Here is a 12880-nt window from a genome sequence, read left to right as displayed (position 1 = left end):
GAACGGAATGTCGGTGATTGAAACGGTCGAACAGCTGGAGGCCATCTACGGTGCCGTTGGTGATGCCTCGACCGTGAAAGTCGCCGACCACGTTACCCCGCTCTACCGCATCTTCATCGAGAAGGCGCCGTTTGCCGCGCTCGCCACCATCGGACCGGAAGGGATCGACTGCTCGCCGCGTGGCGATCTCCCCGGCTTCGTCCGCATCCATGATCCGAAGACGCTGATGCTGCCGGATCGCCGCGGCAACAACCGGGTCGATTCCTTGCGCAACATCGTGCGCGATCCCAGGGTGTCGCTGATGTTTCTGATCCCCGGTTCCGGCAACGCGGTGCGGGCCAACGGCCGCGCTTGTCTCTCCGTCGATCCCGAGCTGCTCGCCTCGTTCAAGGTCGAGGGCAAGGCGCCGCGCAGCGTCATGGTGATGAATGTGGACGAAATCTATTTCCAGTGCGCCCGCGCCATCGTCCGCTCCGACCTCTGGAATCCCGACAAGCGGATCGATCCGAAGACGCTGCCGACGCCGGGCCAGATCCTGGCCGAGATGAGCGAGAACAAGGTCGGCGGCGCGGAATATGATCGCATCTGGCCGGAGCGCGCTGCGGCGACGATGTGGTAGCGCTCTCTTGCCCTCTCCCCCTGTGGGAGAGGGTGGCTCGCCGCGAGACGGGTGAGGGGTATCTCTCCTCACGAAAAGGAGCCGTAGGGTGGGCAAAGGCGCACTTGCGCCGTGCCCACCACCTATCCAACACCGCGATAGAAATGGTGGGCACGCTCCGCTTTGCCCACCCTACGGCTCACGAAGAGCGGTGCGCGCGGAGAGATACCCCTCATCCGGCGCTTCGCGCCACCTTCTCCCACAAGGGGAGAAGGAAAGGCGGCACCATCTTCGCTCCTAGTTAAACGCCATCCCGCCGCTCAGCGCGATGGTCTGCCCGGTCATGTAGGCATTGTCGACCGGCAGCATCACGGCTTTCGCCACCTCATCGGCCGTGCCGAAGCGGCCGAGCGGGATGCGGCTGACGAACTGGGGCTGGCCGCTCATCATGTCGGTCTCGATCAGCGACGGCGCCACCGCGTTGACGGTGATGCCTTCCTTCACCAGCCGCGCCGCATAACCGCGCGTAAGGCCCTCCATGCCGGCCTTGGATGCATTGTAGTGCGGGCCGATCGAGCCGGCACCGCGCGCCGCGCCCGAGGAGATGTTGACGATGCGGCCCCATTTCCGCGCACGCATCTCCGGCAGCACCGCCTGCGTGCACAGGAAGGCAGATTTCAGGTTGACCATCATGGTGCGGTCGAAATCCTCTTCGGTGAGATCGTCGACGCCGCGCGTGATCGCGATGCCGGCATTATTGACGAGGATATCGATCGGCCCGAGCCCGGCCGTGGCGCGCTCGACCATTGTAGCCACGGCGTCGCGCTGCGAGACGTCGGCGGCAACGACAATCGCGCGACCGCCTTGCTTGCCGATCTCGCCTGCCAACTGCTCGGCCTGCCCGATCTGCTCCCGGCAGTTGATCGCCACCGCCGCGCCTGATGCGGCCAGGGCGCGACAGACGGCTGCGCCAATCCCGCGCGAGCCGCCGGTGACGAGCGCGGTGCGCCACTTCAGATCATTCGCCATGTCCGGATCTCCCAGATTGTCTGTTTTTACGTTGCGCGAGCGTACCACGCCTGCCGCCCGCGCCTGCTGAACTCATCGCGAGATGAATCCGTCTGTCGGTACTTGCGCCGGGAGAAGCGCGCCAGCGCGCCGGTGCCAAATATGGATAGCCATTTCATTGACCGAGCTCACCAATCGCTCGATATTCGGAGCATCGAAACTGCTCCTCGAGCTTGATGCCGCGATATGAGAACCGATCACCAGCGTAATCCCAGCGACATGCACGCGTGCATGACGCGGCGCTGTTTCTCGGCGGCAACCGGCGCCTGTTGTTGTTGCTGATCGCCTCCTAGCAACCTCCCACAGCACAAATCCCACGACAGGAACGCCGACATTCCGGCGAACGAGCAGTCATGTCCCAGACCCAGTCGAACGCCTACATCATTGAAATCCACGACCGCGCCGCCGGCATCATCACAAGAGATGAGCGCGGCTTCCGCTTCTTCTCCTCCGAACGCCTGTTCGACAGCCTCGAAGGCCGCCAGTTCCGTTCGGCGCGCGAGGCCGAACGCGCAGCCCGTGCGGTGTTTTCGGAGCGGAGCCGCCGCGCCAATTCCTCACTCTTCGCTAACTGAACCTGACGCAAAGGACCGCAACATGATTGCACGACGACATATCCTGACCGCAGCGCTTCTCCTTGCAACCGCCCTGGCCGCACCAGCACGCGCCGAGGACAAGCCGGCGGAAATCCGCATCGGCACTCAGAAGGGCGGATTCTTCCCGGCGGTACGCCAGCGTCAAACGCTCGAAAACGCCTTCAGGCCGCTGGGCATCGAGGTCAGATGGATTGACTTCCAGTTCGGTCCGCCGCTGCTGGAGGCCATCAACGTCGGCAGCGTCGATTTCGGCTTCGTCGGCGACACGCCGCCGATCTTCGCGCAAGCCGGCGGCGCAAAAATAAAATATGTCGCGGCCGTGAAGTCCGAGGGCGACAACCAGGCGATCATCGTGCCGAAGGATTCAGCCATCAAGACGCTCGCCGATCTCAAAGGCAAGCGCGTCGCCTTCGGCAAGGGATCGAGCGCGCACAATCTCCTGGTCGCCTCGCTCGAAAAGGCCGGCCTGTCCTGGTCCGACATCACGCCCGCGCCGCTGGCGCCGGCCGATGCGACGGCGGCCTTCGTGAAGGGCTCGGTCGACGCCTGGTCGATCTGGGATCCCTATCTCGCGCTCGCCGAATTGAAGGAGAACGCGCGCGTTCTCGTCTTCGACAAGGACGTGCACAAGCCGAACGCCTACTACATCGCCAACACCGACTTCGTCGAGAAATATCCATCGCTGGTCGCGAAGCTCAACACGACCTTTGCCTCCGAAGGCAAGTGGGCGGAGCAGTATCACGAGGAGGTCGCAAAGGCGCAGGCCGAGGCGACCGGCGTCGACATCGAGGCTGTCAGGCGCTTCGTCAACCGCTCCGTCTACAGCGTGGTGCCGCTCGACGCCGAGGTGATCAGGACGCAGCAGGCCGTGGCCGACCGTTTTGCAAAGCTCGGGCTGATCCCGAAGCCGGTCAATGTCTCCGATATCGTCTGGAAGTGGACGCCGGGGTCGTAAGGCGGGGGCACTGGCAAGATGTCGTCATGCCCGGGCTTGTCCCGCCTGCGCGGCCGAAGCTGCTTCGGCGAGGCGAAGGCCCGGGCATCCACGTACTTCGCGCGCGCGGCCAGGCGTGGATGGCCGGGACTAGCCCGGCCATGCCGCCCGTGGCGGCTATCTGCGTCCAAACTTTCAAGTCGGATGCGGCTCAGCCCCTCAACGCCGCCAGCAATTCATCCGGGCGCTCGGCCATGATCATGTGGCCCGCGCCCGGCACCACGACGGTCTTCGCATGCGGGATCGCCGTGGCGAGCGCCTTGCCCGCCTTCGCCGGCGTCATCATGTCGCGTTCGCCGAGGATGAGGGTAGCAGGCACTTTCACGCTCGCCGCAGCGGTGAGTGCATTCGCGTAATCATTGCAGGCCGACAAATCCCTGAACAGCACGCCGGGCTCGCAAGACTTCAGCACCGCCTGCGCGCCGCCATGCATCCACAGGCCCGGCGCGAGGCTGCCGCCGAGCTCGGCGTTGAAGCCGAGGCCCCAAATCGACACCATGTCGTTGGCGTCCTGCGAGTTGGCTTCGGCCGCTTTCAGGAGATCCGGGCCGACTGTCATGGTCGCGGCGGTGCCGATCAGGCTCAGCGCGGAGACCTTGTCGGGATGACGCGCCGCCGTCTCCAGTGAGATCAGCGATCCCATGGAATGGCCGATCAGGTGCGCCTTCGCCACGCCGGCCGCGGCGAGCAATGCCGCCGTCCAATCCGCCATCTCGGCGATCGTTGACAGCGAAGGTCCGGCCGAGCGGCCGTGGCCGGGCAGATCGGGCGCCAGCACGGAAAATCCGTGATGGGCGAACCAGCGCGTATGCAGTGCCCAGGTCGAGTGATCGAAGCCGGCGCCGTGGATGAAGGCGACCGCGGGCAGGGACTTGTCGAACTCGCGGCCGCCGTTTGCGACAAACACCTCGGCGCCGTTGACAGTGAGCTTCATGGTGTCAGACCTTTTGCGAGATGCGCAGCGCCTGCGCAAGATCGTCGATGATGTCGCTTGCCGTCTCGATGCCGACCGACAGCCGCACCAGCTCCTCGCCGATGCCGGCGGCCTTGAGCTGTTCGGCATCCATCTGCTGATGCGTGGTCGAGGCCGGGTGGATCACCAGCGTCTTGGCATCGCCGACATTGGCGAGATGGCTGATCATGCGCAGCGCTTCGATGAATTTTCGGCCGGCGGGTCGCCCGCCCTTGATGCCGAAGGAGACGATTGAGCCGGCGCCGCGCGGCAGCAGCGTTTTTGCGAGCTGATAGTCGGTGTGGTCCTCCAGCGAGGGATGCAGGACCCAATCGACGGCCTTGTTCGACTTCAGCGCCTCCAGCACCAGATGTGTGTTCTGGATATGCCGGTCCATGCGCACGCCGAGCGTCTCCACGCCCTGCAAGAGCTGGAACGCGTTGGTCGGGGACAGGCAGGCGCCGAAATCGCGCAGGCCTTCGGTGCGCGCGCGCATGATGAAGGCGCTCGTGCCGAACTGTTCGTCGAAGACGATGCCGTGATAACCGCCATAGGGCTCGGTCAGCACGCCGAATTTGCCGGAGCCGCGCCAGTCGAACCGGCCGCCGTCGACGATGGCGCCGCCGATCGCGATGCCGTGGCCGCCGATCCACTTCGTCGCCGAATGCATCACGATGTCGGCGCCAAGCTCGATGGGGCGGCTGAGATAGGGCGTGGCAAACGTATTGTCGATCAGCAGCGGAATCTTTGCCTCATGCGCGATTCCCGCGACCTTCGGGATATCGAGCACTTCGAGCCCGGGATTGCCGATGGTCTCGCCGATCACGAGTTTCGTGTTCGGCTTGATCGCCGCGCGGAACGCGTCGAGGTCGCGCGGCTTGACGAAGGTCGTGGTGATGCCGAAGCGGGGCAGCGTGTGCGCCAGCAAATTGATGGTGCCACCATAGAGCGAGCTCGACGCCACGATATGGTCGCCGGCATTCAAGAGCGTCGCGATGGCCAGATGCAGCGCGGCCATGCCGCTCGCAGTGCAGATCGCGCCGACGCCGCCTTCGAGCGCCGCGAGCCGCTCCTCCAGCACACCGGTGGTCGGATTGGAGATGCGCGTATAGATGTGGCCGGCGCGCTCCAGATTGAACAGCGCGGCGGCGTGGTCGGAATCCTGGAACACGTAGGACGTGGTCTGGTAGATCGGCACCGCGCGGGCGCCGGTCGCGGGATCCGGATGCTGGCCCGCATGCAGGCTCAGGGTCTCGAAGGCAGGCGGTTTCGGCGCGGGCATGCGTGGCCTCGTTGGTCGGTCGGCGGAGGCGGCTCTTGTGCCACAAAATGGTGCGCGAAGTCAGCCCATTGACAGCGCCGCCTAACCCCGGATCGCCTGCTCGATCGTGCGCGCCTCCCGCAGCAGGATCTCCACGACTTCCTGCTCGCGGCGGGGGCCGAGCCTCGTCCGAACGGCGGAGACCGTCATCGCCGCGGCAGGCTGTCCGTCCGGGGTCTTGATCCAGGTGGAGATCGATTTCGTGCCCTGCACGAGGCCGATCTCCCTCATGCCGTACCCCAGCCGTCTCGCGGCGGTGACCTGGCCGAGCACCGACGCGACGTCGGTCCGGTAGGCCTCGAATCGCTTCTCGTTGGCCGCGACGATTTTTCGCGCGTCCTGAGCCGGCATCGCGGCGAGGATGGCGACGCCTGCGCTGCTGACGCCGAGCGGCCGCCGCGCGCCGACCTCGATCGACAGCACCTGGATCGGATAGATTCCGATCCTGCGATCGACGCACAGCGTGTCGTTGCCGGTCCGCACCGTCAGGAACAGCGTGTCGCCGATCTCGGTGGAGGCACGCCGCAGCGACGGATTTGCCGCGACCAGCAGCCGCGACGGCCGCGGGCGCGCAAGTGCGAGCTCCGGCACCTGGTTGCCGATCGCGTAGCGGCCGGTTCGCTCGTAACGTTCGACGATGCCTTCCTCGATCAGCACGTGGACGATGCGATGCACGGTCGGGCGGGTGAGGCCCGTCGCGCGCACGACCTCGGCCAGCGGCACGCCGTCTTCGCGCCCTGCGGCAAGAATACGCAGCACCGCGAGCGCGCGCCGGATGGTCTGCGCGCCCTGTCGCGGCTCTGCCGTTCCGCGGGCGGATCTTGCGGAGTTCGTCTTGTCCATATTATGGACAAGAACGCCACAATTCTCTCGACAGGTAAAGCGCTCATCTGGAGATTGCGCCGCGATCGAGCGCCATGCGCGACGTCACGGCACTCGATATGGAATTGGAAGCGCCGCCGGGAGGTTAACATGAGATTAATCTGGATTGCCATAGCTGCCGCAGCCGCGATGCTGGCGGGACCCGCATCGGGCCAGCAATGGCCGGCGCGCAGCGTCAAGCTGATCGTGCCCTATCCGGCCGGCGGCAATGTCGACAGCGCCGCGCGCATCGTCGCCGACAAGCTCCAGGAAAAGCTCGGCCAGCCCTTCATCATCGAGAACAAGGCCGGCGCCGGCGGCATGATCGCGGGCGAAGCCTTCGCGAAATCCGCGCCCGACGGCTACACGCTGTTCGTCGGCGCCAACGGCCCGGTACTGTTCGCGACCGAGATCAACAAGCGCGAGGCCTATAACTGGAAGAAGGATTTTCTTCCGATCTCGACGATCTCGATGACGCCGCTGGTGCTCGAAGTGCACCCGTCCGTGCAGGCCACGACGTTCAAGGAATTCATCGAACTCGCCAAGCGCGAGCCCGGCAAGCTGACGATGGCCTCGCCCGGCCCCGGCACCACCAACCATCTGCTCAGCGAGCTGATGCAGTCGAGCCTCGACCTGCAATGGGTCACCGCGCATTACCGCGGCAACGCGCCGGCGATCAACGATCTCCTGGGCGGCCAGGTGCAGTTCGCATTCGACCAGCTCACGGTCAGCCTCCAGCACATCAAGGCCGGCCTGTTCCGCGCGCTCGCCGTCACCAGCCCGCACCGCCTGAAGTCGTTGCCTGATGTCCCGACCTTCACCGAGCTCGGCTACAAGGATTTCGACGGCCAGACTTTTACGGGCCTGTTCGCGCCTGCCGGCACGCCGGCGCCGGTCGTCGACAAACTTCACGAGACGCTGGTTGCGATCCTGAAAGATCCCGGTGTGATCGACAAGTTCGAAAAGCTTGGCGGAGAATCCACCCCGATGACGTCGGACGAGTTCAAGGCCTATCTCGCGCGCGAGGACGCCAAGTGGATTCCGGTCGTGCGCAAGGCCAACATCAAGGCTGACTGAGCGATGCGGATCGACCCCACCGAGCTCGGCGCGGAGCGCATCTACCGGCTGATGACCGGCATCGTGGTGCCGCGCCCGATCGCGTGGGTCACGAGCCTGTCGCGCTCGGGCGTGCTCAACCTCGCCCCCTTCAGCGCCTTCACCTTCGTCTCGCAGAAGCCGCCGATGCTCGCCATCAGCGTCGGCCGCAAAGGTGCCGACTACAAGGACACCGCGCACAACATCCTCGACACCGAGGAATATGTGATCCACATCGCCGATACCCCGCTGATGTCCGCGGTGCACGACAGCTCGGTCGAGCATCCGCCTGAAATCAGCGAGGTCGAGCATCTCGGTCTGGAGACGATCGCGAGCGAGTGTATCAAGGTGCCGCGGCTTGCCGCAGCACCCGTCGCGATGGAGTGCCGTTTCCGGCAGTGCCTCGAATTCGGCGAGGCTCGCAGCCGGCTCATCGTCGGCGAGGTCGTGATGTTCCACATCCGCGACGGCCTCGTGAACGACGGCAAGGTCGAGACCGCGGCGCTCGACCCGATCGCGCGCATCGGCGGGCCCCGCTACGCGCGCCTCGGTGAGATCGTGACGCTGAACACCGTCTTCCAGACGCCCAAATCCAAAGACTGAGCGCGCAGCCCATCGCGCCGGCCTATGTGCCTGAAGACCATCGGAGAACACGACAATGCGACTCGTAAGCTATCTCTTGGACGGAGAGCTGCGCTATGGCGCGGCGGTGGATGGCGGTGTCGTCGATCTGACCAGGCGGATCGGCCGCGACTTCTCCGACGTGAAAGCGTTGATTGCAGCCAACGCGCTGGCCGATGCGCAGGAAGCGGTGGCCGGACAAAAACCCGACTACGCGCTGGAAAGCCTCGTCCTGCTTCCGCCGGTGCTGGCGCCGGAAAAGCTCTGGTGCATCGGCGTCAACTACGCCGAACGCAATGCCGAGTATAAAGACAGCTCGGACCTGCCCAAATATCCCAGCCTGTTCGTGCGCAGCATCTCGTCGATGACCGGCGCCGGCCAGCCGCTCGAGAAGCCTCATGTATCTGAGCAGCTCGACTACGAGGGCGAGCTCGTCATCGTGATCGGCCAGGGCGGCCGCCACATTCCGCGCGACAAAGCCTGGTCGCACATCTTCGGCATGACCCTGTGCAATGAGGGCACGATCCGCGACTGGCTGCGCCACGGCAAGTTCAACGTCACCCAGGGCAAGAATTTCGATCGCTCCGGCAGCATCGGGCCGTGGATCGTCACGTCTGACGAGCTCGATCCGCGCGGGCCTCATGACATCATCACGCGCGTCAACGGCGAGGTGCGGCAGCAGGACACGACCGAGCGGCTGATGTTCCCGTTCGATTTCCTGATCTCCTATCTCTCCACTTTCGCCACCCTGAAGCCCGGCGACATGATTGTAACAGGCACGCCGACGGGCGCGGGCGCGCGTTTCGATCCGCCGCGCTGGCTTAGGGTGGGCGACGTCGTCGAGGTCGAGTCGAGTCGTATCGGCGTTCTGCGCAACACCGTCGCCGCGGAGCAGTAAGCCATGCTCGATACCGCCACGATCGAACGCCTCGCCGCGCGCCTGGATGAGGCCGAGCGCAGCAAGACGCTGATCCCGATGTTCTCGAAGGAGTATCCCGATTTCGCCATCGAGGATGCCTACGCCATCCAGCGCGCCTGGACGAAACTGCAGCTCGGCCGCGGCCGTGTTATCAAGGGACACAAGATCGGCCTGACCTCGAAGGCGATGCAGAACGCGGTCGGCATCTCCGAGCCCGATTACGGCGTGCTGTTCGCCGACATGTTCTATGCCGACGCCACGCCCATTCCGTTTGACCGCTTTCACGCGCCGCGCATCGAGGTCGAGCTCGCCTTCGTGCTGAAGGCGCCGCTGCGCGGACCTGACTGCACCATCTTCGACGTGCTCAACGCCACCGACTACGTCACGCCTGCGCTCGAAATCCTGGAGACGCGCATGCATCGCATCGATCCCGAGACCGGCAAAACGCGGAAGGTGATGGACACGATCTCGGACAACGCGGCCAACGCCGCGCTGGTGCTCGGCGGCCGGCCGTTCCGCCCGATGGATGCGGATTTGCGCTGGATCGGCGCGCTGCTGTTCCGCAACGGCGAGGTCGAGGAGACTGGGCTTGCGGCCGGCGTGCTCAATCATCCCGCCAACGGCATCGCCTGGCTCGCCAACCGTCTTGCGCCGCATGACGAACATCTCGCGGCCGGCGAGGTGGTGCTGGCGGGATCGTTCACCCGTCCCGTCGACATCCGGCGCGGCGACACGTTCCATGCCGACTATGGCGCGTTCGGCTCGGTGTCGTGCCAGTTCGTCTGAATCAACACATAAGAGGGAGCGCATCATGACGGGTCAAACGCGGCGCAAGAGCATCCACATCGGCGGCTTCAAGCACGCCAACCCGATTCCCAACGCCTGCCGCATCGGCAATCTCGTGATGTCCGGTGTCATCCTCGGCCGTGATGCGGCCGGCGTGATGCCTGCGAGCCTGGACGCGCAATGCGCCAACATGTTCGCGCATATGAAGGCGACGGTGGAAGCCGCCGGCGGCACCACGGACGACATCATCAAGATGACGGTGTGGCTGAAGGACCGTACACACCGCGGCCCGGTCAATGTCGAGTGGCTAAAAATGTTTCCGGACGAGCATTCGCGCCCGGCGCGTCACGCGCTGCCGATGGACAATATGGACGGCGGCGCGCTGGTGCAGTGCGACTTCACCGCCGTGATCGACTGAGGGAGCTTTGCGCATGCCGACTTATCTGCCGTTCGACCCGAACCCCCGTCGCCCGGTCAGGGCGCCGCCGCCGAAGACTGTCGACAGCCAGTTTCACGTGCTGGGGCCCATCGACAAATATCCGGAACGCCCCGGCGCTGCCTATCGGATGCCGAGCGCGACCTGGGAAGCAGCGCTGCGCGTGCACAAGACGCTCGGCATCGAGCGCGGCATCATCGTGCAGACCACGACCTATGGTGCGGATCATTCCGTCGTACTCGACGGTCTTGCGGCGATGGGCCCGAACTATCGCGGCTGCGCCAACGCACTGGTGTTCGCGGAAGCGAGCGACTCGTATCTTTCCAAGCTGCATGACGCGGGTGTGCGCGGCGCGCGCTTCAGTTTCCGCCAGGAGCTCGGCGCCGTGCTGTCGGACGCCGATTTCGCCCGCGCCATCGCGCGCATCCGCGAGCTCGGCTGGTACGTGAAGATCCAGCCCGAGAAGGACGGCATCGTCTCCAGCGTCGCCAAGTACGAGAATCTCGACGTCCCCGTGCTGATCGACCACATGGCGCGGCCCGTGCCCTCGAATGGCCGGGATGATCCGAACCTGCGCAAGATGCTGGAGCTGCTCGAGAAGGGCAATTTCTGGGTCATGCTGTCGCTCGGCGAGAAGACCTCGCAGGCCGGCCCGCCCTATGACGACGTGATCCCGATCGCGCGCGCCTATATCGAGGCCGCAATCGACCGCTGCGTCTGGGCCAGCGACTGGCCGCATCCCGTCTCCGTCAAGCAGCCGCCCAACGACGCCGACCTGCTAGAGCTGATGTACCGCTACGCGCCCGACCAGGCCGAGCTGGAGAAGATCCTCGTGCACAATCCGGCAAAGCTGTTCGGCTTTCCGGACTAGCAAGACCCTCATGGTGAGGAGCGCGGTACGCGCGTCTCGAACCATGCAGGCCCGGCTGTCGCCCGAGGCCATCCTTCGAGACGCCCGCCTTTGGCGGGCTCCTCAGGATGAGGTCTCGTATCGTGGCAAAGTCTTAGACCCTCATGCTGAGGAGCCGCTAGCGGCAGACGTCTCGCCCCATGAAGGCCGGGCGCTTTCACAGCCTCCAATTCTGGCGCTCACACCGCCGGCCGTGCCGCCAGCCGGTCGCGCACCTCGGCTGCGATTTCGAACGAGCGCAGCCGCGCGGCGTGGTCGTAGATCTGGCCCGTCGTCATCAGCTCGTCCGCGCCGGTCTCGGCGATCAGCGCCTTCAGCTTCTCCTCGACAGTTTCGGGCGAGCCGACGGCGGAGCAGGACAGCGACTGGCCAACCATGGCCTTCTCGGCCGGTGACCACAGCGCGTCCATGTCGTCGACCGGCGGCGGCAGCGGGCCGGGCGTGCCGCGGCGCAGATTGATGAACTGCTGTTGGAGGGAGGAGAACATCCTCTGCGCCTCCGCGTCGCTCTCGGCGGCGAACACGTTGACGCCGACCATCGCATAGGGCTTGTCGAGCTGCGCCGACGGCTCGAAGCGCGCCCGATATTCGCGCAGCGCCGGCATCATCATTTGAGGCGCGAAGTGCGAGGCGAACGCGAATGGCAGCCCGAGCATCGCGGCAAGCTGCGCGCCAAAGGTGCTCGATCCCAGGATCCAGAGCGGCACTTTCGTCCCAAAGCCGGGCACGGCGCGGATCGACTGGTTCGGCTGGACATCACCGAGCAGCGCCTGCAACTCCAGCACGTCGTGCGGAAAGTTTTCGGAGCTCGTGGCGAGGTCGCGCCGCAATGCCCGCGCGGTGAACTGATCGGTGCCCGGCGCGCGGCCGAGCCCGAGATCGATCCGCCCGGGATAGAGCGACTCCAGCGTGCCGAACTGCTCGGCGATGACCAGCGGCGAATGGTTCGGCAGCATGATCCCGCCGGACCCGACCCGGATCGTCCTAGTCCCGCCCGCGACATGCCCGATCACCACCGACGTCGCCGCGCTCGCGATGCCCGTCATGTTGTGATGCTCGGCGAGCCAGAACCGCTTGTAGCCCCAGGTCTCGGCATGCTGGGCGAGGTCGAGCGAGTTGCGGAACGCCTGCGCCGCATCGCCACCTCTTCGGATGGGAGCGAGGTCGAGCACGGAGAAGGGGATCATGTTTGGCGTACCGGGTGGGAGTGCGATGTGCGCTGCGGCCTCACATGTAGTGGCTTATTATGGAAATGTTAGCGCGGCCGTAGCGCGCAAATGCAATCCAAATCTGCTGTGCTAACGTCAGAGACGATGTAGCGGGCCAGGATTCACCTTTTGCTTCTCAAGAGCGAAATCGTCCTCCGTTTACTAGTTTTGGCTCCATCTCGTGAATTGTTCTGCCGTTCCTATTCCACGTCTCTGGCGTCGAGGGACGAACCTCCATGATTGTCGGTTCGGTCGAGATGTGGCCGGCACTTTTCCCGTTGGCGGCAGCTACAGCAAGCCGCGCTTGTGCTGGATGATGATGATAACGCGAATGATGCAGTCCGATACTGACTCGCCGGGCCGCCGTGCCTTGTGCAGCATTTGCCACGTCACCTCATCGATCTGTATCTGCCATTTGCCGCTTGCCAGGCGTTGTCCGGTATCGTCGGACGGGAACTCGGCCGCAATCAGAGCGCGGCACTCGTCGGTGATTTCAATTTCCGGCATTGTTGGTC

The 12880-nt window shown here is 65.0% G+C and carries 15 protein-coding genes; 9 read left to right on the top strand and 6 right to left on the bottom strand.

Features of this window, described 5'->3' with window-relative positions; all coding sequences use genetic code 11:
* The first annotated feature begins 7 nt into the window (after window positions 1–7).
* On the top strand, window positions 8–619 hold the full coding sequence (locus tag AC0L3X_RS22085) for a pyridoxamine 5'-phosphate oxidase family protein (RefSeq protein WP_071909237.1): 612 nt from the start codon (window positions 8–10) through the stop codon (window positions 617–619).
* A 276-nt stretch (window positions 620–895) separates the two neighbouring features.
* Here the strand turns inward: AC0L3X_RS22085 and AC0L3X_RS22080 are convergent, their stop codons facing one another.
* Window positions 896–1627, bottom strand: a complete 732-nt coding sequence (locus AC0L3X_RS22080; protein WP_063985899.1) for an SDR family NAD(P)-dependent oxidoreductase — start codon at window positions 1625–1627, stop codon at window positions 896–898.
* Window positions 1628–2019: 392 nt separating this feature from the next.
* Here AC0L3X_RS22080 and AC0L3X_RS22075 point away from each other — a divergent pair, with 392 nt between their 5' ends.
* Together AC0L3X_RS22075 and AC0L3X_RS22070 are read left to right on the top strand one after the other, a co-directional pair.
* Complete coding sequence (locus tag AC0L3X_RS22075; RefSeq protein ID WP_063985898.1) at window positions 2020–2241, top strand: hypothetical protein; 222 nt, start codon at window positions 2020–2022, stop codon at window positions 2239–2241.
* A 22-nt stretch (window positions 2242–2263) separates the two neighbouring features.
* The gene (locus tag AC0L3X_RS22070) at window positions 2264–3217 is read left to right on the top strand and encodes an aliphatic sulfonate ABC transporter substrate-binding protein (protein WP_084795315.1); all 954 of its coding nucleotides are present in this window, start codon (window positions 2264–2266) and stop codon (window positions 3215–3217) included.
* Between the two features lie 190 nt (window positions 3218–3407).
* Here AC0L3X_RS22070 and AC0L3X_RS22065 read toward each other — a convergent pair whose 3' ends face one another.
* From AC0L3X_RS22065 to AC0L3X_RS22055, 3 genes are all read right to left on the bottom strand, one after another.
* The gene (locus AC0L3X_RS22065) at window positions 3408–4190 is read right to left on the bottom strand and encodes an alpha/beta fold hydrolase (RefSeq protein WP_063985897.1); all 783 of its coding nucleotides are present in this window, start codon (window positions 4188–4190) and stop codon (window positions 3408–3410) included.
* A 4-nt stretch (window positions 4191–4194) separates the two neighbouring features.
* Complete coding sequence (locus tag AC0L3X_RS22060; protein WP_063985896.1) at window positions 4195–5490, bottom strand: O-acetylhomoserine aminocarboxypropyltransferase; 1296 nt, start codon at window positions 5488–5490, stop codon at window positions 4195–4197.
* 81 nt (window positions 5491–5571) lie between these two features.
* On the bottom strand, window positions 5572–6372 hold the full coding sequence (locus AC0L3X_RS22055; protein ID WP_063985895.1) for an IclR family transcriptional regulator: 801 nt from the start codon (window positions 6370–6372) through the stop codon (window positions 5572–5574).
* Window positions 6373–6501: 129 nt separating this feature from the next.
* Here AC0L3X_RS22055 and AC0L3X_RS22050 point away from each other — a divergent pair, with 129 nt between their 5' ends.
* The 6 genes from AC0L3X_RS22050 to AC0L3X_RS22025 are packed head-to-tail and all read left to right on the top strand — an operon-like array spanning window position 6502 to window position 11118.
* Window positions 6502–7467, top strand: coding sequence for a Bug family tripartite tricarboxylate transporter substrate binding protein (locus AC0L3X_RS22050; protein WP_063985894.1), 966 nt, complete (start codon window positions 6502–6504; stop codon window positions 7465–7467).
* A 3-nt stretch (window positions 7468–7470) separates the two neighbouring features.
* Window positions 7471–8088, top strand: coding sequence for a flavin reductase family protein (locus tag AC0L3X_RS22045; RefSeq protein WP_283017788.1), 618 nt, complete (start codon window positions 7471–7473; stop codon window positions 8086–8088).
* A 55-nt stretch (window positions 8089–8143) separates the two neighbouring features.
* Window positions 8144–9004 (top strand): fumarylacetoacetate hydrolase family protein, encoded by an 861-nt coding sequence (locus AC0L3X_RS22040; RefSeq protein WP_063985892.1) that lies wholly within the window; start codon window positions 8144–8146, stop codon window positions 9002–9004.
* Between the two features lie 3 nt (window positions 9005–9007).
* Window positions 9008–9811, top strand: coding sequence for a 2-oxo-hept-4-ene-1,7-dioate hydratase (gene hpaH / locus AC0L3X_RS22035; RefSeq protein ID WP_231143681.1), 804 nt, complete (start codon window positions 9008–9010; stop codon window positions 9809–9811).
* A 25-nt stretch (window positions 9812–9836) separates the two neighbouring features.
* Window positions 9837–10229 (top strand): RidA family protein, encoded by a 393-nt coding sequence (locus tag AC0L3X_RS22030; RefSeq protein WP_063985890.1) that lies wholly within the window; start codon window positions 9837–9839, stop codon window positions 10227–10229.
* A 13-nt stretch (window positions 10230–10242) separates the two neighbouring features.
* Window positions 10243–11118, top strand: coding sequence for an amidohydrolase family protein (locus tag AC0L3X_RS22025; protein WP_063985889.1), 876 nt, complete (start codon window positions 10243–10245; stop codon window positions 11116–11118).
* Between the two features lie 218 nt (window positions 11119–11336).
* On the opposite strand, the gene AC0L3X_RS22020 is transcribed toward AC0L3X_RS22025, so the two are convergent.
* Together AC0L3X_RS22020 and AC0L3X_RS22015 are read right to left on the bottom strand one after the other, a co-directional pair.
* Entirely contained in the window at window positions 11337–12344 is a 1008-nt protein-coding gene (locus tag AC0L3X_RS22020) for an LLM class flavin-dependent oxidoreductase (protein WP_231143680.1), read from the bottom strand.
* Between the two features lie 309 nt (window positions 12345–12653).
* A complete protein-coding gene (locus AC0L3X_RS22015) occupies window positions 12654–12872 on the bottom strand; it encodes a hypothetical protein (protein WP_028151408.1) in 219 nt (72 codons plus the stop codon).
* Between the last annotated feature and the right edge of the window lie 8 nt (window positions 12873–12880).

This window comes from Bradyrhizobium sp. MI1.7, assembly GCF_055811795.1.
The sequence above is the reverse complement of the archived record's forward strand: the minus strand, read 5'-3'. Positions and strand labels throughout refer to the sequence as shown.

Bases quoted from the DNA above. Each gene is read 5' to 3' on its own strand.
- AC0L3X_RS22085 (WP_071909237.1), top strand. From the start codon at position 8: ATGTCGGTGATTGAAACGGTCGAACAGCTGGAGGCCATCTACGGTGCC.
- AC0L3X_RS22080 (WP_063985899.1), bottom strand. From the start codon at position 1,627: ATGGCGAATGATCTGAAGTGGCGCACCGCGCTCGTCACCGGCGGCTCG.
- AC0L3X_RS22075 (WP_063985898.1), top strand. From the start codon at position 2,020: ATGTCCCAGACCCAGTCGAACGCCTACATCATTGAAATCCACGACCGC.
- AC0L3X_RS22070 (WP_084795315.1), top strand. From the start codon at position 2,264: ATGATTGCACGACGACATATCCTGACCGCAGCGCTTCTCCTTGCAACC.
- AC0L3X_RS22065 (WP_063985897.1), bottom strand. From the start codon at position 4,190: ATGAAGCTCACTGTCAACGGCGCCGAGGTGTTTGTCGCAAACGGCGGC.
- AC0L3X_RS22060 (WP_063985896.1), bottom strand. From the start codon at position 5,490: ATGCCCGCGCCGAAACCGCCTGCCTTCGAGACCCTGAGCCTGCATGCG.
- AC0L3X_RS22055 (WP_063985895.1), bottom strand. From the start codon at position 6,372: ATGGACAAGACGAACTCCGCAAGATCCGCCCGCGGAACGGCAGAGCCG.
- AC0L3X_RS22050 (WP_063985894.1), top strand. From the start codon at position 6,502: ATGAGATTAATCTGGATTGCCATAGCTGCCGCAGCCGCGATGCTGGCG.
- AC0L3X_RS22045 (WP_283017788.1), top strand. From the start codon at position 7,471: ATGCGGATCGACCCCACCGAGCTCGGCGCGGAGCGCATCTACCGGCTG.
- AC0L3X_RS22040 (WP_063985892.1), top strand. From the start codon at position 8,144: ATGCGACTCGTAAGCTATCTCTTGGACGGAGAGCTGCGCTATGGCGCG.
- hpaH (WP_231143681.1), top strand. From the start codon at position 9,008: ATGCTCGATACCGCCACGATCGAACGCCTCGCCGCGCGCCTGGATGAG.
- AC0L3X_RS22030 (WP_063985890.1), top strand. From the start codon at position 9,837: ATGACGGGTCAAACGCGGCGCAAGAGCATCCACATCGGCGGCTTCAAG.
- AC0L3X_RS22025 (WP_063985889.1), top strand. From the start codon at position 10,243: ATGCCGACTTATCTGCCGTTCGACCCGAACCCCCGTCGCCCGGTCAGG.
- AC0L3X_RS22020 (WP_231143680.1), bottom strand. From the start codon at position 12,344: ATGATCCCCTTCTCCGTGCTCGACCTCGCTCCCATCCGAAGAGGTGGC.
- AC0L3X_RS22015 (WP_028151408.1), bottom strand. From the start codon at position 12,872: ATGCCGGAAATTGAAATCACCGACGAGTGCCGCGCTCTGATTGCGGCC.